We start from the raw sequence: 21,221 nt of genomic DNA, 5'->3' as shown, positions 1-21,221 counted from the left end.
CACACACTATATTAAATTTTATTGCCAAACACTATGAAAAAATTCACCTCGTTTTGAGTCTAATCTTTCAAAAGAATGAGCACCAAAAAAGTCTCTTTGTGCTTGAATTAGGTTAGAAGGCAAATAATTGGTAGAATAAGAATCTAAAAACGAAAGGCTAGCATAAAATGCTGGCAAAGGAATACCAATTTCACTAGCTTTTGAAATTATTCTTCTCAAAGATTTGTGATTATTTTTTAACAAATCTAAAAAATAATCATCGAAAAGCAAATTAATAAGATGGGGATTTTTATCATAAGCCAATTTAATTTTATCTAAAAAGCTGCTACGAATAATACAACCTTCTCTCCAAATTAAAGAAATTTTACCCAAATTTAAATCCCAACTATAATTCACAGATGCAGTCTTAAGCATCATAAACCCTTGAGCATAAGCTACTATTTTTGAAACTAAAAGAGCATAATAAAGATCTAAAATCCAATCACTAAGCTCAAACTCAAAAGAAGCAGTATCCATCTTAAGCAAATCACTAGCAATAATCCTTTCGTGTTTTAACCCCGACATAAATCTTGAAAAAACAGATTCAATAATTAAATTTACAGGCATACTAAATTCAAGAGCATCAATAGATGTCCAAACACCAGTGCCTTTTTGATTTGCAACATCTAAAATCTTATCAACTAAATATTCATTATTTTCCTTATACTTAAGAATCTTAGAAGTTATTTCTAGCAAATACCCTGAAAGATCACCCTCATTCCACTTTTCAAAAACTTCAGCAATTTTTGAATTATCTAAATTGAAAGCTTTTTTCATGAAAAAATAAACTTCGCTGATAAGCTGCATATCAGCGTATTCCACCCCATTATGTATCATTTTAACATAGTGTCCAGAACCATTCTCTCCAATATAAGCCGAACACACATCATTGTTTTTGGTTTTAGCTGCAATTTTATTTAGCATGGGCTCAAGAATTTCATAAGCCGATTTACTTCCTCCATACATTAGCGCAGGACCAAACCTTGCTCCTCTCTCTCCTCCAGAAATTCCAAGTCCTGCGAAATAAATGTCTTTAGCAAACAATTCTTTTTCCAATCTCATTGTACTCTTATAATGAGAATTTCCACCATCAATAATTATATCCGATTTATTCATAAAGGGTAACATTTGTTCAACAACATTTTCTACAGCCGAACTTGTCACCATTAAGATGATTTTTCTTGGAGTTTTTAAACTTTTAACAAAAGATTCAACATCTTTAAAGCCATTTATCTTTTTATGAGAATTTTGTTTAACAAAAATTTCAGTTTTTTCACTATCTCTATTGTAAACAGAAACATTAAAACCGTTATCAGCAATATTTAGAGCTAAATTACCGCCCATAACACCAAGACCATAAATTCCTACATCCATTGCATTCTCCTTGATTCTAATTTTCTATTTTAAACAAATTATTTTATTTATTATTTTTAGATTATGTTATATTATAAAAAAAGTAAAGATTAAATTGAAAAGGAAAATTTGCATGAAAAAACAATTTGATACAGAAGTAAATGACTTACTTTATTTAATCATTCACTCTCTTTACTCTCATAAAGAAATATTTTTAAGAGAATTGGTGTCAAATGCATCTGACGCTATTGATAAACTCAAGTTTTTAAGCTTGACAAATGAAAAATTCAAAAACATTGCTTTAGAACCAAAAATAGAAATAACATTTGATGATAAAAGTATCCTAATTAAAGATAATGGAATCGGAATGAATGAAGAAGATTTAACTAATCATCTTGGTGTCATTGCAAAATCAGGAACTAAAGAATTTATTAATAATTTAAAACAAGATGAAAAAAAATCTGCAAATCTAATTGGTCAGTTTGGAGTTGGATTTTACAGCGCATTCATAGTATCAGAAAAAGTAGAAGTTACATCAAAAAAAGCACTAGAAAGCGATGCTTATATTTGGTCTAGCGATGGCAAAACAGGGTATGAAATAGAAAAAGCAAAAAAAGAAGATTACGGCACAGAAATAAAGCTTTATCTTAATAAAGAAGGACTTGAATACGCTAATAAATGGAAAATTCAAGAAATTATTAAAAAATATTCAAATCACATAAATTATCCTATTTATATAAAATACAGCGAACCTATAATGAAGGACGGCAAACAAGAAGGAATAGAAGAAAAAGAAGAAAAATTAAATGAAACCACTGCTCTTTGGACAAAAAATAAAAACGAAATTAAAGCAGAAGAATACAATGAATTTTACAAAAATACAACCTTTGATTATGAAAATCCATTACTGCATATTCATACAAAAGCTGAAGGAAATTTAGAATATACCAATTTATTTTATATTCCAAGTAAAGCTCCTTATGATTTATATTATCCAAACACTAAACCCGGGGTAAAGCTATTTATAAATAGAATCTTTATTACAGATTCTGAAGGCAGTTTGCTTCCAAACTATCTAAGATTTATAAAAGGAATTATAGACTGTCAAGATTTACCGCTCAATGTAAGTAGAGAGATTTTACAACAAAATAAAATTTTGTCTAAAATCAAATCATCTTCTGTAAAAAAAATACTAAGCGAGCTTGAAAAGCTTAGCAAAAAAAGTCCTGAAAAATTTTCAGAGTTTTCTAAAGAATTTGGAAGATGTATTAAAGAAGGTGTTTATTCTGACTTTGAAAACAGAGAAAAGCTTATCTCATTAATAAGATTTAAATCTTCAAGCGTAGATGGATTTGTATCTTTTAAAGAGTACAAAGAAAGAATGAATGAAAGCCAAAAAAGCATTTACTATATAACAGGCGGCAAAGAAAATATATTAAAAGAAAATCCAATAGTAAACGCTTATAAAGAAAAAGGATTTGAAATTCTAATCATGGACGATGAACTTGATGAGGCTATTTTAAATCTAATTCCAGAATACGAAGGATTAAAATTAAAAGCAATAAACAAAAATGAAACTAGTAATGAATTAAAAGATGAAAATTTCAAAAAAATTGAAGAAGAGTTCAAAGATATTCTTACAAAAGTAAAAGAAATCCTTAAGGACCACATAAAAGAAGTAAATCTTTCGGCAACATTAATAAAAGAACCTTCAGCAATAATTGTTGATAGCAATGATCCAACTTATCAAATGCAGAAAATCATGCTATCAATGGGACAAGAAGTAAAAGAAATTAAACCAATACTTGAATTAAACCCTAATAATAAAATAGTCCAAAATTTAAAAAATCTAGAGCCTGAAAAATTAGAAAAAATAAGCATACTCCTTTTTGAGGAAGCTATGCTAACTTCAGGAATGCCTAGCAAAAATCCAGGAAAATTCATAAACATAATAAACGAATTTTTAGAAAAAGACTTGTTATGATTTAAAATAAAAGAGAGAGCTTTAAGCTCTCTCTTTTTACTTTTTAACTCGCAACACTAAATCTTTGCCTGCTATAACAGGCTTTGTTTGAGATATTTTATGTCTAATTTCTTCTGTCAAAACAGTTGACGACAACAAAATATATTCAGTCTCATTTTCAAGCTTTCCAAAAGAATATTCTATACTTGAAACTTCATCAGAATTTGCAATAACAACTGGGGTAATAACGGATTCTGAATGCTCTTTTAAATATTCAAGATCGAGCCTAATAATAACTTCACCTTGTTTAACATTAACGCCTTCTTCAGCGACTCTTGTAAAACCCTTGCCATTTAAATTAAGAGTATTAATTCCAAAATGGACAAAAATTTCAACACCTTCTTTAGTTTCAAGGCTAAAGGCATGATTAGTTTTAAAAATTTTACCTATTTTACCATCACAAGGCGCTAGCAACTCATTACTTGTTGGAAGAATTGCAATTCCATCACCAACTATTTTTTCAGCAAACGCTTCATCGGGAACCTTATCAATTGACATAACTTTTCCACTAATCGGAGCAATCAAATCCAATGTAGCGGTTTTTTTAAAAAAATCTAAAAACCCCATAACTAATCTCCTATAAATTTATCAAAATAACTTAAAGTTTCTTGCTCAGAATCGCTATTTAAAACCCTATTTGCCAATTCTTCCAATTCCTTTATTGTATACTTTTTAAGCAAATATTTAATTCTAAGTGTAGCACTAGGAATCATACTCAAAGACCTAAATCCAAGACCCACAAGAAGTAACGCTCCAGCATCATCTCCACCAAGCTCGCCACAAACAGATACATCAATTCCAGAACTAATTCCATCGTCAAGAACCTTTTTGATTAATTTCAACACAGCAGGATTATACTTATCATATAAATTTGATATTTTTTGATTGCCACGATCAACAGCTAAAACATATTGGGTTAAATCATTCGTTCCTATACTAAAAAATTTCAATTTATTAGCAAGTTTAGAAGAAATTAAAGCTGCAGAAGGAACTTCTATCATACAACCCACCTCCAAATTTTCATCAAAAGGCAAACCTCTAGACTTTAAATTGATTTTTGCATTATTCACAAAATATTCGATCGTTTCAATCTCTTCATATCTGGTAAGCATAGGCACCATTACCCTTATCTTCCCATAATGACTAGCTCTAAAAATAGCATTAAACTGTGCTTGGATCAATTCTTCATATTCCTTATACATCCTAAGTGCCCTAAAGCCCAAAAAGGGATTTTCCTCTTTCTTAAAATTAAGATAGGGAATTTCCTTATCCCCACCAACATCAAGAGTACGAATTGTAACAACCCCTTTTTTTTCCATTGTATCTACAACTCTCTTATAAGTTTCAAACTGCTCATCTTCTGTTGGGGGTTGCAAAGATTTCATATATAAGAATTCTGTTCTAAAAAGACCTATTCCTTCAACACCATATTTATTAACATAGGCAATATCAACAGGTGTTCCAATATTTGCCTTTAAAAACACTTTTACGCCATCTTTTGTTTCAGCATCTTTATCTTTTAAAGAAAAAAGCTCTTTTTCCATCTCTATTTGACGCAAAATCTTCTTCTCATAAAGATTAAGCTCATCAGAAGAAGGATTTTTAATAACAATAGAAGATATTGCATCAATGACTATCTTATCACCATCATTTAAAGCATTAATATCTAATAAAGTCATAACAAGCGCTGGAAGACCCATTGTTCTTGCCAAAATAGCAGCATGAGAAGTTTCTCCCCCAACGGCAGTTAAAAAACCTTTAACATAATTTAAGTCAAATTGCATGGTATCAGATGGAGTTAATTCCTCGGTAACAAGAATAACATCTTTATTAATTTCAGAAAAATCGGTTACTTGACCTAAAATAATAGAAATTAATCTATTTCTAATGTCCTTATAATCAGAAGCTCTTTCTTTTAAATAAGGATCTTTATAGTCTTCTACACTTTTAACCAAATTTTCAAACGCCAAATAAATAGAATAAGCAGCGCTATAATTTTCCTTTGTAATAAACTCAATAACAAGCTCAGAAAATTCATCGTCTTCAACGATCAACACTTGACCTTCAAAAATACCCTTTTTATCATCTCCAAATTGAAGCACAGCTTTTCTCTCAAGATCTTTAAGCGCTTCAATTGCTTTTGATTTGGCTTTATTGAATTTCGATATCTCGCTATCAACTTGAGAAAAGTCAATTTTTTCTCTACTTACAATTTTATCAAAATTTTTTCTAATACAAAGAACTTCTCCAATGCCTATCCCTTTAGATATTCTTTTACCCGATAAAGTCATAACTTAAATACCTCTAAAATTCATTCCTTAAAAGATTCGATAAGCTTTGCAAGCTCTGTAGCAGCAATCTCCTCATCCTCACCCTCAGCACATATCAAAAGCTTTTTACCCGATGACAATTCCAAAGTTTGAAGCCTGAATAAACTCTTACCACTAACAGATTTTCCATCAGATTCTATTGTTATCTCGCTAGAATATTCTTTAGCTTTTTTTACAAAAGTTGATGCAGGCCTAACATGTAAACCATTTATAGCTTTAATAATTGCTTCTTTTTTTACCATAAGTACAGAAACCCCTCATTATGAATATTATTTTTTGATTAACTTTTTACATTATAATACATAAAAATAAATTATATATTTCCTTTATATAAGAAATATAGCATAATAAATATAGTAATTAAACTTATTTGGATCATTAAAAACTAAAACTCATTAATATATCTAAATAAAAATTCTTTATTAGCTTTAAATTTCTCTCTCCCATATTAAAATTTTTAGAATCTCTTATATTTTTATCCAACATTTTAAGAGAATTTTCTATTTCAGAAAATGAAAGTGGCAAGGATTTGTTTAAAAGTAAAATCTGAAAATCCTTTATGACGATCACCTTATCATCATAAAATATTTTTAATAAAAAATCATTTATAATATCTCTTTTTATGTTTAAAAGAATGCATATAAAGATAATGTCCGTTTCTTCTAAAATGTCAAAAGATGAGGTATTAAAAAATACTTTATGATAAAAGCTTCTGTTCCATAGATTCATCATTGGAAATTTAAATTTAGTAACAAGAACAGTATTTCGGCTTGCAATATACTCAGCTCTATTTAAATTATAAGAACTAAAAACATAAGTTTTTTTGGTCAAAACATTTTTAAACTCAATCTGAGCATCAAGGCTTAACAATAAAGGATAAATATCAAAAATGGTGTTTTTATAATAAAAACCATTTGCAAGATTAATGCTATTTAGATAAATTTTATCATTAAATTTTGAAATAAATTCATAAAGCAAACTTGGAATATTTTGCTTACCAATCTGAAGTATCTCGTTGTAAGTAACACACGGTCCCATCTCGAGAAAATTGCCCCTTAAAGACACTTTATTAAATTTTTCAAAATTACCAACCAAAAAAAAATTATCAATGGGTGTTTCTCTATTAAATAAATCGGGATTTTTTTTAAAATCTAGCTCATTATAAATGATATAATTATTTAGATTTTTGTTAAATAAATTAGATAGTATATTAAAACTTTCAGGATAATAAACCTTAACATTAACCATTTTTTCTGTACAACTCTTCAGCTTTCAAATAGAGAGATAAAAAAGTATTAACATCCATACAATTACATTTTAATGAATTTCTATAGCCTAAAATATTTGATTTGCTTACAATCTTGTTTTCCAAAAAGTAATAAAACAACAAAACATTGGATTCAAAACAATTGTTACAAAAATTAAAATCGTCTTCTAATAAAATCTTTTGCATGTGCTGATAAAAACTTTTTTTTTTAAGTCCTTCAAGAGTAACTACACTACGACCATTTAAAATAAACGCAGGAATTAAATTAGAATAAACAAGTCTAGAATCCAACAAAATTAAAAAAAATCTGTTATTAATAATATACTCCAAACTACTACTCTTAGCAAAAAAAATAGATTCCAAAAGATTTCTAGTCGCCAAAGAAAGACTAATCTTTTTTGAAATACTTTCCCCATTTAAATTGAAATTAATTAATATCAATTTTTACACTCCAGCTATTTAAAATTTCTTCAAAATCAAGAGGCGTGCTACTTGTATTAAAATCAAACATCTGAATCAAGGCAGCTCGAATTGCAGAAACAGAAACGATAAAAAAACTTCTAAAAGAAAAAACAAACTCACCATCTTCAATAAACTCTAAGCTTAAACAATCTTTAATGTCGCAATTTACATTAGCACTGCAAAATACATAATCAACCGCTAACCCAAATATTGTATGAATTCTTTTGTTATTTAACTTAAGCTTAGCAAATTTGCCTTGCTCTACAAAAAAGCTTACATTGCTAAAAACAGCACTAAGAGAATAAAATTCAAATTTAAGCTCAACAGAACACCCAAGTATACAATCATTAACATAATCAACAGCTATTTTTTCTTTAAAAATAACAGGATATTCATTTACAAGGTCTGTACTTACCAAAGAAGAAAAATTATCCTTAATGCTTAAAATTGCTTTTTCAATCAAATAAGGATCTTTAAAAAGAAGACTATAAAAATTATCAAAATCTAATACACTCTCATCTATAAAAAATTTTATACTATTATAGGCCAAGCTCAATGTTTTTGCTAAACTATTTTTCAAATAGTTGCTTAAATTGTTGTCAATAATACTGTAGGGTAAAAAGATATTTAATCCGTCCTTATATAAGAAAGCAACAACGTATTGCTCTTCACCTAAAAAATAAGAGTTTGAATTTAAATACGCAAAACCAACTCCCCTGCGACTAGTATCAAAAATATTGTAATTCTTTTTAAAACTTAAAACAGAAGATTTTTTTATCAAAGAATTCTTTAAATCTAACTTTTTAAAAATTTTAAAAAAACTGCTATAGTCACCTTTAATTTGAGTAAGCAAATAACCTATTGGTTCACAAGACATTGCTAAAGCAAGATTATAAAAATTGGAATAAATAAAATTATAAACAGAAGTCTCAAATGCCAAAAGATTATCATAAAAAAATATGTAATCACTTTTATTCTCAACAAAAAAAAATTCTAAAAACCCATCAAAAAACAAATTTTTAAAAATATTATTAATAAATTTAAAATAAAACTTATATAAAAAATTTAAAGGTCTATTTATTGCAACTCTTAAAATAATCTTTGAAAGCTTATTATCTCCCAATAAGCAATTAGAAACTGAAAAAGTTAAATTTAAATTATTTAAAATTCCAAAATGCCTTTTGTAATAAACAACATTAACCTTTTTATTAATTTTTTTTGATATTACAATACCTTGCAAAATTGCATTAAAAGAAATAGGAAAAATAGAACTAGACCAGTAATTATTAATAGAATTGATTTTTATTTTGTCTTTATTAACACCAAAATTTTCACTAATAAAAAATTTTAAAAAAGAAATATTGTCTACGTTAGCATCAATAATTAAATTTTCAGAATCAAAAAATATTTTAACTAAAATAAAGTCGTCTGAAAAACTATTGTAATCACTAAATTTATAACAAGCATTCAAAGCATTGCAAGTTTCAGATTCTTTATTTTCAAATCCAGAAGAATAATTATTACTCCCATCATCAATTCTTAGATTAAAAAGAACACTTTTTTCTGCTTTTAGTAAATAATCCAAATTATCTGAATACAAAACCAAGGGAATTTGACCTTCAAAACTTATTTTATTATCAAAAAGCTTTAAATTAAATTCATTAGAATCAACAAAATCTCTAAACTTTAAGGTTATATTGTCTTTATAACTGATACTAAAAATTGAACCTAAATGTTCATCTACAAAACTAAAATCTTCAATAAAAGAATCTTTAACATTGCAACAAACCGGCAAAGCCCAAAATTCACATGCATCCACATTTGTCAAATTAACAAACTCCAACTAAACAAAAAAATTAAATCAGCAATAACCTATACATAAATAAAAAAGATTGAGAAATAAAATTTTAAAAACAATTAACCTTACCAACATATGTAACAATTTTAAAGCAATTTAATAAGAAACTAGCTTAAAACTTAATTTAAAATTAGTACCCACTTGTCAATAAAAATAACACCTCTAGTGATTTTTATTGCTTTTGATATATGGAAAAACTATGCTAACATTATAAATTATAGATGTTTTCTAAATAAAAACAAGGACTTTATGAATAAAACAAAAAATCTAAGCTTTAAGTATTTTATAATACTTTCATGTATATTATTATTTGGAGCTAATAATACAATAAGCTACTCTAGCATTGAAATTCCCTTAGAAGACTTAAGTGAAGAATTTAAAGATAATGGGAATAAAAACGATCAAATAAATACCCAAAAACATTTAAGCAAAGAAATAGTTTCTTATAAAGACCCCAAAAGAGGTAAAGATCTAAAGTTACCAGAAAATATAAGAGACAAAAAACTGTTTAAAAAAAGAATGGACGAAAATGATCTAAAATCTGTAATTGAAAATTATGAAAATAAAATTAAAAATATAGAAAAACTTCTAAAAATCCAAAATCAAAAAGCATCAGCAAATGAAAAAGAAAAAATAGAATCAATTGAAAGAAAAGCAAAAAAATATGAAATTTTAACCAATAAATTAAAAAACGAAATATTAGAAATAAAAAAACTCCTTAACGAAAAACTCAGACCGAAAGAGTATGAAAATCATGAAAAAACAAATACTGAAAATATTGAAGAGGATGATAATGATGTCAATGATGATGATTTTGAAGAAAACTATGAATATGATGATGAAATTGAAGAAATAAATGAGGATAACTATCCTTCTGATGAAGGAATAATAAATAACCTAAAAGAAAATCTTCATAAAAATGAAAAATATTATGATACTAATGAAAAAAAATTCGATGAGCTTGAAGATAGAATCAATGATAATGAAAATACTATTTTGGACTTGCAAAGAGAACTAAGAAATTTCAAAAAAAAAGATGACTCAGATAAAAACTTAGAAGAAATTGAAGAAAACTTATCTTCAATAGGAAAAATAATCAATGATCTGAGGAAGAAAATTAGCGCAAATGAAGCAATAAACAAAGAAAATCAAAAAAAAATAAGAAATGATAAACACAAACTTAAAGAGCTAGAAGATAAAATAAAAGAAAATGAAGAGACTATTTTAAAACTTCAAAAAGAATTAAATAATTTTAAAAAAAAAGAAATTTCTCAAAAATCTTTTAACGAAGAAACATTCGCTCCTCCAAGTATTACAAATACAAATAACGACTTAGAAGAAAATAGCGAATTAGAAAATAAATATTTAAAGCCTGTAAAACCTATAGAAAAATATGAAAGCCAAGATCTTGAAGAAAATACTAAAAAGACTCCAAAAACAACTATGATCAAAACAGCAGATTTTCAAATCTACCCTGACATATACCTTAATAACTATAAATTTAAAGAAAAAGGGGATCAATTTGCATTTAAAAAAGAAAACACATACTATATTGAAATAGATCCAACTAATAATTTAAATGGGGCTCTAAAAAATCATGAAATAATCTCAAAATATAAATTCAAAAAATATTTTATTAACCCTACTCTAAAAAATAAAGAAGAATTTTTTAGGAACTTAATAGAAGTCACAAATATTCACGAACTGGGAATTATGTATAAAAGTCTAAAACCTGAGTTTAAGCAAATAAAAATAATTAAATAAAAACAAATCTTTAAAATCTAATTTAATCCAAGTAACTTTTTATGTCCTCAAAAGACATAATTTTTATATTTAAATTCAAAGCTTTTTTAAGTTTTGATCCAGCTTTTTCTCCTGCAACAAGAAAATCTAAGTCTTTAGTTACACAAGCTTTAAAAATTGCTCCTTTATTTTTTAACTTATCAATAATAATGGGCCTAGAATAACCATCAAAAGTTCCAGTAATACAAAACTTTTTATCAGCTAATAACCTACTTTCACCATCAATCACAATACACTCTTCCATTTTAAATTCCAAATTTTCAAAAAATTTAAACTTATTAATCATTATTGAATCATTAAAAGCTTCAATAATATTTAAAGCAATTTTCTCTCCTATCCCTTTAATTTTCAACAGTGTTGAAAAAGCAAAATCCTTATCTTGACAAAGACTAAAAAGTTTTGAAAATGAATTTAAATTATTAAGAAACAATAACCTTATTGTGTTTTCTCCCAATTCTTTAATTCCCATGCTAAGAAGTAATTTGCTAAATGGTTTCTTTTTGCTAGCTTCAATTGAATTTATTAAATTACTTACCCTTTTACCTTTAAACCCCTTAAATTCAAAAAGTTTACAAAAATTAAATATATAAAGATCAATTTCTGAAGAAATAAACTTTTTTTCAAAAAGAAAAGAAATGATCTTATCAGAAAACCCTTCAATATCCATGCAATTTTTACTACAAAAATATTTTATTCTCTCAATTACTACTGAAGGACAATTATTATTTGTACAAAAAAAATGTGCTCCTTCTTTTACTAAAACCGTTTTACAAGCTGGACAATTTTCAGGAATTTTAAAAAATCCTGTTGAAAATTTATTTATCACCATTTCAACAGCAGGAATTACATCTCCCCTTCTTGAAACTTTAACAACATCACCAACATTCAAATCAATCGACATTATATAATCTTGATTGTGCAATGTTGCATTAGTAATAAAAGCCCCTGAAACAAAAACTTTATCAATATTAGCAACCGGAGTAATTTTACCACTACGCCCAACCTGAACAACAATACTATTTACCCTACTAAAACCTGAAAGCGCTTCAAATTTGTAAGCCATTGCCCATTTAGGATGATGTGAAGTATACCCCAATCTTTCTCTTAGCGAAAAATCGCTAACCTTAAGAACAACTCCATCTATTTCATACTCAAAAGAATTTCTTTTTTTTGTTATATCTGCTATATAACTTAAAACTTCTTTGATTGAACTTTTTTGATCAAAAAACCTAATCAAAGGATTAACCTTAAAACCCAATTTTTTAAGTCTTGCAGTAGCTAAATTATTAGTTTTAAATTCCAATCCGGCATTTAAAAAATCATAAATGAAAATATTTAAAGGGAAATTAGCAACTTCTCTGCTATCAACCCTTCTAAGTATTCCCGAAGCTAAATTTCTAGAATTACTATAAGGCTTTTCCAAAAACTTATTTATTTTAAAAAAATTTTCTTTAGTAATATAAACTTCTCCCCTTAATACTAAATCAACCTCTTCATCAAGAAATAAAGGAATATACCTAATGGTTTTAACGTTTTTAGTAACGTCATTACCAAATTTTCCATTACCCCTAGTAAGAGCTTTTTCAAGAATACCACCTTTATAATAAAGAACAATCGAACATCCATCAATCTTTGGCTCAACAGAAATATTAAAAGAATCGTTAAAATCAATCTTATCTATCCATGTTTTGAGCAAATTAAGATCATAAACTTTATCAAGACTTAATATAGGAACAGAATGTTCAACCTCTTCAAAGTCATTTAAAAGATCACTGCCAAATTTAAGAGTAGGAGAATCTAAGGTCTTGTATTCGGGATATTTACTTTCTAACTCTTGAAGCCTTAAAATATGCTTATCATATATAAAATCTTCAACGCTAGGCAAAGAATCAACATAGTACTCTTTATCCCACTTTCTGATTAACTTCTTCAAGTCTGCAATTTCTTGCTGTACTTTACTGCTCATAGGGTAAAATTTAACATATTCTTTATTATTTTATCAAATAATCTAAATTCACAAGAAAAGCTTATTTTTTTATTATACAAACTATAAAAAAACAGCAAAAACACATATTATTTTTACTTATATTTAAACTAAAATAATCTTTAAATAAAAACTATCAATCAAAAAAACAATATTATAAAATGTGAATTATATTTTAATTGTCGTTAAAGATATTTTAATATGTTAGAATGAGTGAAGGAGTACTTGTTTGGAAGAAAGCAAAAAAGCTTTAATAGCTGATGACTCACTTTTTATGAGAAAAAACTTAATAAAAATCTTAAAGCAATTAGGATTTAAAGAATTTTTAGAAGCCGAAGATGGAATTCAAGCTGTTAAAGAATTTGAAAAACAAAATAATATTGATTTAATAACACTCGATATAACAATGATGGGAATGGATGGAATTACAGCTCTTGAGAGAATATATGAAATTAATAAAAAATTGCCTAAAAAACTTAACATATTAATGGTTACGGCTATTGGAAAGCAAGAATTAATACAAAAAGCTTTATCTCTTGGAGCTAGAGGATACATTACAAAACCTTTTAAAAAAGACCAAATAATAGAACAAATTAAACTTTTGGATTAGAGGGAAAATCTTGATAGCAAAAGAAAACATATATAAACAAACACAAATAAACACATCAAACCCCCTCTCAATATTGATAATGCTTTATGACAAAGCAATACAGGATTTAAAAGTTGCCAAAGAACTTATACAAGATGGAAATTGGCAAAATGCAATTAAAGCTAATGAAAAAATTTTTCATGCACAAGAAATCATTACCGAATTAATGTCAACCTTAAATTTTGAAAAGGGTGGAAACATTTCTACAAACTTACTCTCAATATACTCGTTTCTAAATAAAGAGCTAGAAAATGTTCTTTTAAAAAAAGAAATACACAAAATTGACAATGTTATAAAACAATTGCAAATATTAAGCTTTACCTGGAAAAAGTTGAAAAAAGAAAATAATGTTACTCACAATAAATTAGGAATCAATATTGTCAGCTAATGAAATTTTAAAAAAATATTTTAGCAATTTATTATTAGAATTAAAAGAATTAAAGTTACTATTAACAATAGAAAGTGATGAATTGCAAAAAGAAGAAATAAGAATATTAAATGTAACCAATCCTAAAAAGGATTTAATATTAGAATCAATAACAAACTATTATAAAACAATAAATGCATGGTTGAAATATAAAAACCAAAAATTGGACAATTTCGATTATTTGATTAAAGAAATTAACCTATTAAAAGAAGAAATATATATTAAATATCAAACTTGTTCTAAAATCTTACAACAAATTATAAATGCAAAAAGAAAAATACCAAAAATCAAAAAACATCAAAACCCTATTACAGTACACAATTCGCCTATAATGTTAGATATTAAAATATGAAAGAACTTTACCTAATTGACGCACTAAACATAATATTTAGAAATTATCACGTAATGAAAAATTATCCACTTTTAAACACACAAGGAGAAAATGTAAACGCATTTATTGGCTTTTTTAAAACATTATTTTTCATAATAAAAGAAAAAAATCCTGAACATTTGATTATTGCATTTGACTCAGAAATACCAACTTTTAGAAAACAAAAATATCCAAACTACAAAGCAACAAGAGATGCGCCCCCTAATGATTTAATCCCTCAAATCGGATGGATAAAAGAGGGCCTTTTAAAGGCAAAAATACCAATCTTTGAGATCGAGGGCTACGAAGCTGACGATCTTTTAGCTAGTTTTGCGAAAAAAGCTGTAAAAAACAACTATTTAACTTACATTATTTCCCCTGACAAAGACTTACTACAAACAATGTCGGAGCATATAAAGATACTTAAAATTGAAAACAACAGCTTTATCGAAATGAACAATGAGTACGTAATAAAAAAATTTGGAATAAATAGCTTTCAAATAAAAGATTATTTGGCTATTGTTGGAGACAGATCTGATAATATACCCGGAATAAAAGGCATTGGACCAAAAGGAGCAGCAAATTTATTAAGGGAATTTAAAACATTAAAAGGAATATATTCAAATTTAGAACTAATAAATAAAAAACATCAAGAAATTTTAATCAGAGAAAAAGAAAATGCTTTTTTAAGCTATGACCTTGTAAGTCTTGAAGAAAATTTAAAAATTCCAGAAATTGAAAACTTCGCCTTAAAAAATTTTAGTGAAGAGATAATATCTTTGTTTGAAAAACATTCAGCAATTTCTCTAATAAAAACTTATAAAAAGGACATCTTAAAACAAGAAGAAAGTGCGGATCAAAAAAGTTTATTTAAGCAAGAATCTACTATCAGCAGCTTAGATAATCTAAATACAATTGACACAGAAAATGTTAAATACCATCCAATAACAACAAAAAAAGAGCTTGACAGTTTAATGGAAAAACTTAAAAAAGCTAAATACATATCAATAGACACAGAGACATCTTCACTTGACACCTACACAGCAAAATTAATTGGAATTTCAATTTCATTCAAAGAATTTGAAGGATACTATATTCCAATCGAAGCCAAAGGAAAAGTTTACATAGAAAAACATTATATAATACAAAAATTTAACAATCTATTTAAATCAAAGCCAAAAATAATTGGTCAAAATTATAAATTTGACTATAAAATACTAAAAAATAATGGATTTGACCCTATACCACCTTATTTTGATACAATGATTGCAGCATACCTTATTGACACAAATTCAAAAGTATCGCTTGATTTTCTTGCAGAAAAATATTTAATGCATAAAAATATTAAATATGAAGATGTAATACAAAAAAATGATAACTTCGCACATATATCTCTAGAAATGGCAACAAGTTATTCATCCGAAGATGCTGATATTACATTTAGATTATTCAATGTATTTAACGAAAAATTAAAAGAAGACGGACTCGATAAGTTGATGTACGAAATAGAAATGCCTTTTAACAGGGTAATTATAGAAATGGAAGAAAATGGCATTTACCTTGATAAGGAATATTTAAAAGAATATGGAAAAGAGCTTGGAAAAGAATTAGAATTAATCGAAAACGAAATAATAAAAAGCATAGGAATTGATTTTAATCTAAATTCTCCAAAACAAATGCATGAAGTTTTATTTGAAAGATTAAATCTAAAATTACCAGATAGAATGAAAAAAGATTCAACTGATATAAAAGTGCTTGAATCTCTCAAAGGACAGCATGAATCAATTGAAAACCTAATAAAACACAGACAAATTGCAAAATTGAAGAGTACTTACACGGATAATTTGACAGAACTAATAAATTATAAAACAAATAGACTACATACAAACTTCATACAAACAAAAACAGCAACTGGTAGAATCACCAGCATAAATCCCAATTTACAAAACATACCAATAAAAGAAGAAAAAGGGCGAAAAATAAGAAAAGCCTTTAAACCGGAAAATGGGAATATTTTTATTTCTGCTGATTATTCTCAGATTGAGCTTGCCATACTTGCTCATTTATCACAAGATGAAGTCCTTATTAAAGCATTTGAAAATAATAAAGACATTCATGCAGAAACTGCTTCCAAGCTTTTTAAAATAGAAGAAAAAGAAATTACTCCTAACTTGAGAAGAATAGCAAAATCTATTAATTTCGGAATAATTTATAGAATGTCAGATTTTAGACTTGCAAAAGAGCTGGGAATTACAAAAGAAGAAGCAAAAGGATTTATAAACTCTTACTTTGACTCTTACCCAAAGATCAAAGAGTTCATAACAAATCAAATAAACTTCGTAAGAAATACTGGATATAGCGAAACCATTTCAAAACGAAGAAGATATATAAAAGAAATTAATAGCAATAATTATCTAGAAAGATCTGCCGCAGAAAGAATAGCAATAAATAGCATAATTCAAGGAAGTGCCGCTGATATTATGAAAATTGCAATGATCAAAGTATTTAATGAATTTAAAAGTAAAAAAATGAAATCAAAAATCTTATTGCAGGTGCACGATGAAATGCTTATTGAATCTCCTATTGAAGAGGAAAATGAAACAAAAAAAATATTAAAAAATATGATGGAAACCGCTTACACATTAAGTCTACCTTTAAGAGCAAATATTGAAACAGGTAAATCATGGGGAGAAATCCATTAATCATTGGAATAACAGGAAGAATTGCATCTGGCAAAGATACTGTCTCTAAAATAATTAGCAATAAATATGGATTTTGCGAAATAAATGCAGACAAGCTTGGACATTTAGTCTTACATGAAAAAAAAGAAGAAATAGTTAAAATACTCGGTCAAAAAATATTAAATACTAAAAATGAAATAGACAGACTCTTAATAAGAAATCTTGTATTTAACGACAGTAAAGAATTAAAAAAGCTTGAAAGCATATCGCACCCAATCATACTTAACAAAATAAAAAAAATCCTAATTCAAAACCAATCTACAAAAATACTTATCAATGCTGCTTTACTTTTTAAAATAAATTTAGAAAAATTTTGCAACTATATAATTGTGGTCAAAGCCAAGACCCACATAATAAAAAATAGATTATCATATTCTATGCCAAACGTTGACTTAAATATAATCAATAAAATACTCAAAATTCAAAAAGATATTTTTTTTAAAAAAAATATTATAAACTTAAGAATAATCAATATAATTAATAATAAGAATTATGCATATCTAGAAAAAGAAATTGAAAGAAAAATGCAAGGGATCATTAACTATGAAAGATTTAAACGAAAACAATGATAATAACAAAGGATTTTTTGTAGCATTAACCTCGATTGCAACAGTTTGTATCATAATATTTCTTGGGACAATTATTTTCTTTCCAAACAAAAATTTGGCCTCAGATATTGCAGAGAAAAATATTGTTTTAGAAGAAGCTAAAGATGAAAGCTCTTTAGAAAACGTTGACCAAAATGAAAAATCTTTAAAGGTATCTGAAACTCCAAACGAAATAATCATAGATTTAACGCAAGATTTAAATAAAGAAAAAAAAACTACAACTCAAAAAATACCTAATACTTCTCAAAAATCAAAAATTATTGAAAAATCTTCACCTACAACTCAAAAAATACCTAATGCTTCTCAAAAATCAAAAATTATTGAAAAATCTTCACCTACAACTCAAAAAATACCTAATGCTTCTCAAAAATCAAAAATTATTGAAAAATCCCAATCATTAGCCCAAAAAAATTTAAATATTGATAATATGTATGACCCTAATACAGAATATTACATACAATTTGTATCACTCTCAGACCCAATCAATGCAGACAACTATATTCAAAAATTACTCAAATATAGTATAGTTGCCAAAATATATTCTGCAACAATAGATAATAAAGATATTTACAGGGTAAGATCTGGTCCTTACAAAACAAAATCTGAAGCAAAAGCAGATCTTAAAAAGATAGCAGGAATAAGCGAATTTAAAGAAACTTACATATTACCCGTTAACAAATAAAATGTAATTATTAACATATTTTTGATATTTTTCTAAATATTCTTCATGAACCTCGATAATAGGCGATACAACATGCTTAATCTTTGCAAGCTTCAAAAAAGATTCATTTAAACTGCCAAATTCTCTAAAAGAATAGAATACTTGAATTGCTCCTCCAATAATCTCTGAATGTTTAAAATCAAAAATCTTAAGCTCTTTGCCAAGAATATTTGCTTTTACTTGATTTAAAAGCAAATTATCGGAATTAGACCCACTAACAAAAATACTTGAAATTTCTTTTTTATAGGCTTTTAACTCTACTAATCTGTTATAAAAAGCAAAACATACAAACTCAAATATTGCTAAACCAATCTCTAATGGATTTTTAATACTGCCAAAAATTCCCTTATTTAAATCTTTGCTAATACAAGGATCTAAAATAAACAAATCATTAAAAAGTTTGATTTTGCTGGGATAAAAGTATACGTCATTTAAAGTGGCGCTTTTAACAATTTTTTTTAAAAGCGACTCAAAAGTCAAACTTTTTTTATAAAAACTGTCTTTTAATAATTGAATCAAATATCCAAAAGGAACAATTCTCCCAATAATAAAAAATCCTTCTAAAAAATAAGGATATTCCAAAGAAAATCCAGGTAAATATGTACTTGAAACAAAATTAAATCCTTCACTCGTACCCATTCTATTTGACACAATTCCTTCTTGAAAAGCACCGCTCCCCACCAAAACACTCAAATAATCTGATCCCGCATTAATTACACTAATTCCACTACTTAGTCCAAATTCAACTCCTGCTTTATAAGTTACAACACCAACATTTTCTCCCATTTTTATGAACGGAGGGAATTTGTTCTTATCAAGCCCATATTTTTTTATCTCCAAATCATCCCAAATAAAAGGAATATACTCTATACTTGGGAAACTTGTAAAAAGCTTGCCTGTAAGCAAATAAATAAAATACTCAAAACAAGAAACAAAATAGCTTATTTTAGAATATATTCCTCTTTCAACCGTACTAAGCACATAGGGCAAAAATACAGATTTACTCCTAAAATCGGACTTAATTTTAAGGGAATTCCAATGTAACACTTCCAAAGGAATTAAATTTGAATTTAAAGCAATTAAACATGGCGAAATACCACTAATAGAAATGCAATCTATTTTGCTAGTCTGAAAATTGGATATAGCTTTTTTAAAGGCAAAAAGCCAGATATTAAAGTCAAAATTTTCGAAATCGATATCAAAATAATCTGAATAACTAATATCAATATAACTTAAAACTCCACTTTCAGAACTAACTAACGCTGCCTTTAAAACACTAGTACCAATATCAATACTAAGAGCATTCATAAATCAACCTTTGGTAATTAATTTTTGAATATCATCCCTTCTGTCAAGAATTTTTTGCAAACCAACTTTATTATAAATTGCAAAGATTGCATCTGCAAAAAGATGCGCAACATTGGCTTCATAATACCAAGGCTTATTTATTAATTCATCATTATGATAAACAGCATTCGTTCCAATTATTTTATAAAAATATCCTTCCTCATAAGCTTTGTCAAAATATTTGATAGCGTCTCCATTAAAAAATGGTAAACTAATCCCACATATAATTTTTTTAGCGCCCATGCTTTTAAGCAATTTCATTGCCTTAATAAGAGTACCCCCAGTAGCTAACATATCATCGCTCATAAAAACATTCTTACCTTCAACATCTCCTAAAAGTTTGGTTACAGAAATATTTGAATCAGAAACATCATTTGAAACTCTTGAATAATCCCTTTCCTTATAAAGCAAAGCAAGGGGACTCTTAAGGCTTGATGCAAAAAATTTATTCCTACTTACAGCACCTGTATCAGGTGAAACAATAACTAGATTAGAATCTTTAATGTCGATCAAATCCCTAAGAGACCTAAAAATTTCGTAAGAAACGTTTAAATTTTCAAAATAAACTTTCCTAAATACATTCTCAATGGCCTTTGAGTGAATGTCTAAAGTTAAAATATGTCTAATTCCCAGCTCTTCTAAAAATCTTCCAATAAGACTTGCCGTTAAACATTCTCTTGAATGTTTTTTATCTTGCCTTGAATAAGGATAAGAGGGAATAATAACACTAACAGAATTGGCTTTAGCCTGAATACAAGCATCTATTGTTGTCATTAAATTCATTATATGGTCATTAACTGTCATAATTATTTTTTCACTATTATTTATCTCAACTTCGTAAGTATTAGCAACATCTTGAACAATAAAAATATCCTTATTTCTAATTGTTTTTAAAATTTCAGTTTTAAATTCGCCATTAGCGAATTTAACAAATTTCACAGGAATTTCTAAAGGCTCTTTACTTTTAAGAGTAGATAAACTAAGACCTTCTAAAAAAGGAGATAAAACTTTTTCAATCTTAAAAATTTCTTCCTTTAAGGCTTTAGAATTTTGACATATACTATTTACAATATCATTTTCAACATTTATAAATATTCTTTCAAGCTCTTTTATTATTTTACTGGCGAAAACTCTACCCCCAGGACAAGCAATAATTCCTATTGATTTTTTTTTAAGTAAATCCACCTAACTCCTCGTTTTTTAAGAATATCTTAACAATCTTAATTTGATAATTAACAT

General features: G+C 27.0%; 18 protein-coding genes. 8 read left to right on the top strand and 10 right to left on the bottom strand.

Going from position 1 to position 21,221, the window contains the following annotated elements; genetic code table 11:
* Positions 1 to 18 precede the first annotated feature (18 nt).
* Complete coding sequence (gnd, locus tag BVAVS116_RS02790; RefSeq protein WP_006068940.1) at positions 19 to 1,413, bottom strand: decarboxylating NADP(+)-dependent phosphogluconate dehydrogenase; 1,395 nt, start codon at positions 1,411 to 1,413, stop codon at positions 19 to 21.
* A 112-nt stretch (positions 1,414 to 1,525) separates the two neighbouring features.
* Here gnd and htpG point away from each other — a divergent pair, with 112 nt between their 5' ends.
* Positions 1,526 to 3,376: a molecular chaperone HtpG gene (htpG, locus tag BVAVS116_RS02785; protein WP_006068705.1), complete on the top strand. Its 1,851-nt coding sequence runs from the start codon at positions 1,526 to 1,528 to the stop codon at positions 3,374 to 3,376.
* Positions 3,377 to 3,412: 36 nt separating this feature from the next.
* On the opposite strand, the gene crr is transcribed toward htpG, so the two are convergent.
* The 6 genes from crr to BVAVS116_RS02755 form a co-directional block, all read right to left on the bottom strand.
* Entirely contained in the window at positions 3,413 to 3,982 is a 570-nt protein-coding gene (gene crr, locus BVAVS116_RS02780) for a PTS glucose transporter subunit IIA (RefSeq protein WP_006068502.1), read from the bottom strand.
* Positions 3,983 to 3,984: 2 nt separating this feature from the next.
* Positions 3,985 to 5,706, bottom strand: coding sequence for a phosphoenolpyruvate--protein phosphotransferase (gene ptsP / locus BVAVS116_RS02775; RefSeq protein WP_006068407.1), 1,722 nt, complete (start codon positions 5,704 to 5,706; stop codon positions 3,985 to 3,987).
* Positions 5,707 to 5,726: 20 nt separating this feature from the next.
* Positions 5,727 to 5,987, bottom strand: coding sequence for an HPr family phosphocarrier protein (locus BVAVS116_RS02770; RefSeq protein WP_006068335.1), 261 nt, complete (start codon positions 5,985 to 5,987; stop codon positions 5,727 to 5,729).
* A 136-nt stretch (positions 5,988 to 6,123) separates the two neighbouring features.
* Positions 6,124 to 6,993 carry an FAD binding domain-containing protein gene (locus tag BVAVS116_RS02765; RefSeq protein WP_006068226.1) on the bottom strand — a complete coding sequence of 290 codons (870 nt, stop codon included), beginning with the start codon at positions 6,991 to 6,993 and terminating at the stop codon, positions 6,124 to 6,126.
* Complete coding sequence (locus BVAVS116_RS02760; protein WP_006068511.1) at positions 6,986 to 7,453, bottom strand: hypothetical protein; 468 nt, start codon at positions 7,451 to 7,453, stop codon at positions 6,986 to 6,988. The genes BVAVS116_RS02765 and BVAVS116_RS02760 overlap by 8 nt, the downstream gene beginning before the upstream one ends.
* Positions 7,440 to 9,302: a hypothetical protein gene (locus tag BVAVS116_RS02755; protein ID WP_006068669.1), complete on the bottom strand. Its 1,863-nt coding sequence runs from the start codon at positions 9,300 to 9,302 to the stop codon at positions 7,440 to 7,442. Before BVAVS116_RS02755 ends, BVAVS116_RS02760 begins: the two co-directional genes overlap by 14 nt.
* Before the next feature lie 279 nt (positions 9,303 to 9,581).
* Between BVAVS116_RS02755 and BVAVS116_RS02750 the strand changes: the two genes are divergently transcribed.
* Positions 9,582 to 11,096 (top strand): hypothetical protein, encoded by a 1,515-nt coding sequence (locus tag BVAVS116_RS02750; protein WP_006068236.1) that lies wholly within the window; start codon positions 9,582 to 9,584, stop codon positions 11,094 to 11,096.
* Positions 11,097 to 11,118: 22 nt separating this feature from the next.
* On the opposite strand, the gene ligA is transcribed toward BVAVS116_RS02750, so the two are convergent.
* Positions 11,119 to 13,101: an NAD-dependent DNA ligase LigA gene (ligA, locus tag BVAVS116_RS02745; protein ID WP_006068397.1), complete on the bottom strand. Its 1,983-nt coding sequence runs from the start codon at positions 13,099 to 13,101 to the stop codon at positions 11,119 to 11,121.
* Between the two features lie 247 nt (positions 13,102 to 13,348).
* Here ligA and BVAVS116_RS02740 point away from each other — a divergent pair, with 247 nt between their 5' ends.
* From BVAVS116_RS02740 to BVAVS116_RS02715, 6 genes are read left to right on the top strand one after another with little or no spacing between them, the layout of a single operon-like run.
* Positions 13,349 to 13,729, top strand: coding sequence for a response regulator (locus BVAVS116_RS02740; protein ID WP_006068461.1), 381 nt, complete (start codon positions 13,349 to 13,351; stop codon positions 13,727 to 13,729).
* Positions 13,730 to 13,739: 10 nt separating this feature from the next.
* The gene (gene fliS / locus BVAVS116_RS02735) at positions 13,740 to 14,156 is read left to right on the top strand and encodes a flagellar export chaperone FliS (RefSeq protein ID WP_006068517.1); all 417 of its coding nucleotides are present in this window, start codon (positions 13,740 to 13,742) and stop codon (positions 14,154 to 14,156) included.
* Positions 14,146 to 14,547: a hypothetical protein gene (locus BVAVS116_RS02730; RefSeq protein ID WP_006068652.1), complete on the top strand. Its 402-nt coding sequence runs from the start codon at positions 14,146 to 14,148 to the stop codon at positions 14,545 to 14,547. Before fliS ends, BVAVS116_RS02730 begins: the two co-directional genes overlap by 11 nt.
* Positions 14,544 to 17,267, top strand: coding sequence for a DNA polymerase I (gene polA / locus BVAVS116_RS02725; protein WP_006068819.1), 2,724 nt, complete (start codon positions 14,544 to 14,546; stop codon positions 17,265 to 17,267). The genes BVAVS116_RS02730 and polA overlap by 4 nt, the downstream gene beginning before the upstream one ends.
* Positions 17,249 to 17,875 carry a dephospho-CoA kinase gene (gene coaE, locus BVAVS116_RS02720; RefSeq protein WP_006068925.1) on the top strand — a complete coding sequence of 209 codons (627 nt, stop codon included), beginning with the start codon at positions 17,249 to 17,251 and terminating at the stop codon, positions 17,873 to 17,875. Before polA ends, coaE begins: the two co-directional genes overlap by 19 nt.
* Positions 17,850 to 18,596, top strand: a complete 747-nt coding sequence (locus BVAVS116_RS02715) for an SPOR domain-containing protein (protein ID WP_006068452.1) — start codon at positions 17,850 to 17,852, stop codon at positions 18,594 to 18,596. The genes coaE and BVAVS116_RS02715 overlap by 26 nt, the downstream gene beginning before the upstream one ends.
* Here the strand turns inward: BVAVS116_RS02715 and BVAVS116_RS02710 are convergent.
* Positions 18,579 to 19,943, bottom strand: a complete 1,365-nt coding sequence (locus BVAVS116_RS02710; protein ID WP_006068244.1) for an FGGY-family carbohydrate kinase — start codon at positions 19,941 to 19,943, stop codon at positions 18,579 to 18,581. The two genes, BVAVS116_RS02715 and BVAVS116_RS02710, sit on opposite strands and share 18 nt — an antisense overlap.
* A 3-nt stretch (positions 19,944 to 19,946) precedes the next feature.
* On the bottom strand, positions 19,947 to 21,167 hold the full coding sequence (locus tag BVAVS116_RS02705; protein ID WP_006068254.1) for a ribose-phosphate pyrophosphokinase: 1,221 nt from the start codon (positions 21,165 to 21,167) through the stop codon (positions 19,947 to 19,949).
* Positions 21,168 to 21,221 lie beyond the last annotated feature (54 nt).

Source organism: Borreliella valaisiana VS116 (assembly GCF_000170955.2).
GTDB lineage: Bacteria > Spirochaetota > Spirochaetia > Borreliales > Borreliaceae > Borreliella > Borreliella valaisiana.
This window is presented reverse-complemented; position numbering and strand designations above follow the sequence as displayed.

Coding starts and splice junctions, on each gene's coding strand:
- gnd (WP_006068940.1), bottom strand. CDS start 1,413: ATGGATGTAGGAATTTATGGTCTTGGTGTTATGGGCGGTAATTTAGCT.
- htpG (WP_006068705.1), top strand. CDS start 1,526: ATGAAAAAACAATTTGATACAGAAGTAAATGACTTACTTTATTTAATC.
- crr (WP_006068502.1), bottom strand. CDS start 3,982: ATGGGGTTTTTAGATTTTTTTAAAAAAACCGCTACATTGGATTTGATT.
- ptsP (WP_006068407.1), bottom strand. CDS start 5,706: ATGACTTTATCGGGTAAAAGAATATCTAAAGGGATAGGCATTGGAGAA.
- BVAVS116_RS02770 (WP_006068335.1), bottom strand. CDS start 5,987: ATGGTAAAAAAAGAAGCAATTATTAAAGCTATAAATGGTTTACATGTT.
- BVAVS116_RS02765 (WP_006068226.1), bottom strand. CDS start 6,993: ATGGTTAATGTTAAGGTTTATTATCCTGAAAGTTTTAATATACTATCT.
- BVAVS116_RS02750 (WP_006068236.1), top strand. CDS start 9,582: ATGAATAAAACAAAAAATCTAAGCTTTAAGTATTTTATAATACTTTCA.
- ligA (WP_006068397.1), bottom strand. CDS start 13,101: ATGAGCAGTAAAGTACAGCAAGAAATTGCAGACTTGAAGAAGTTAATC.
- polA (WP_006068819.1), top strand. CDS start 14,544: ATGAAAGAACTTTACCTAATTGACGCACTAAACATAATATTTAGAAAT.
- coaE (WP_006068925.1), top strand. CDS start 17,249: ATGGGGAGAAATCCATTAATCATTGGAATAACAGGAAGAATTGCATCT.
- BVAVS116_RS02715 (WP_006068452.1), top strand. CDS start 17,850: ATGAAAGATTTAAACGAAAACAATGATAATAACAAAGGATTTTTTGTA.
- BVAVS116_RS02710 (WP_006068244.1), bottom strand. CDS start 19,943: ATGAATGCTCTTAGTATTGATATTGGTACTAGTGTTTTAAAGGCAGCG.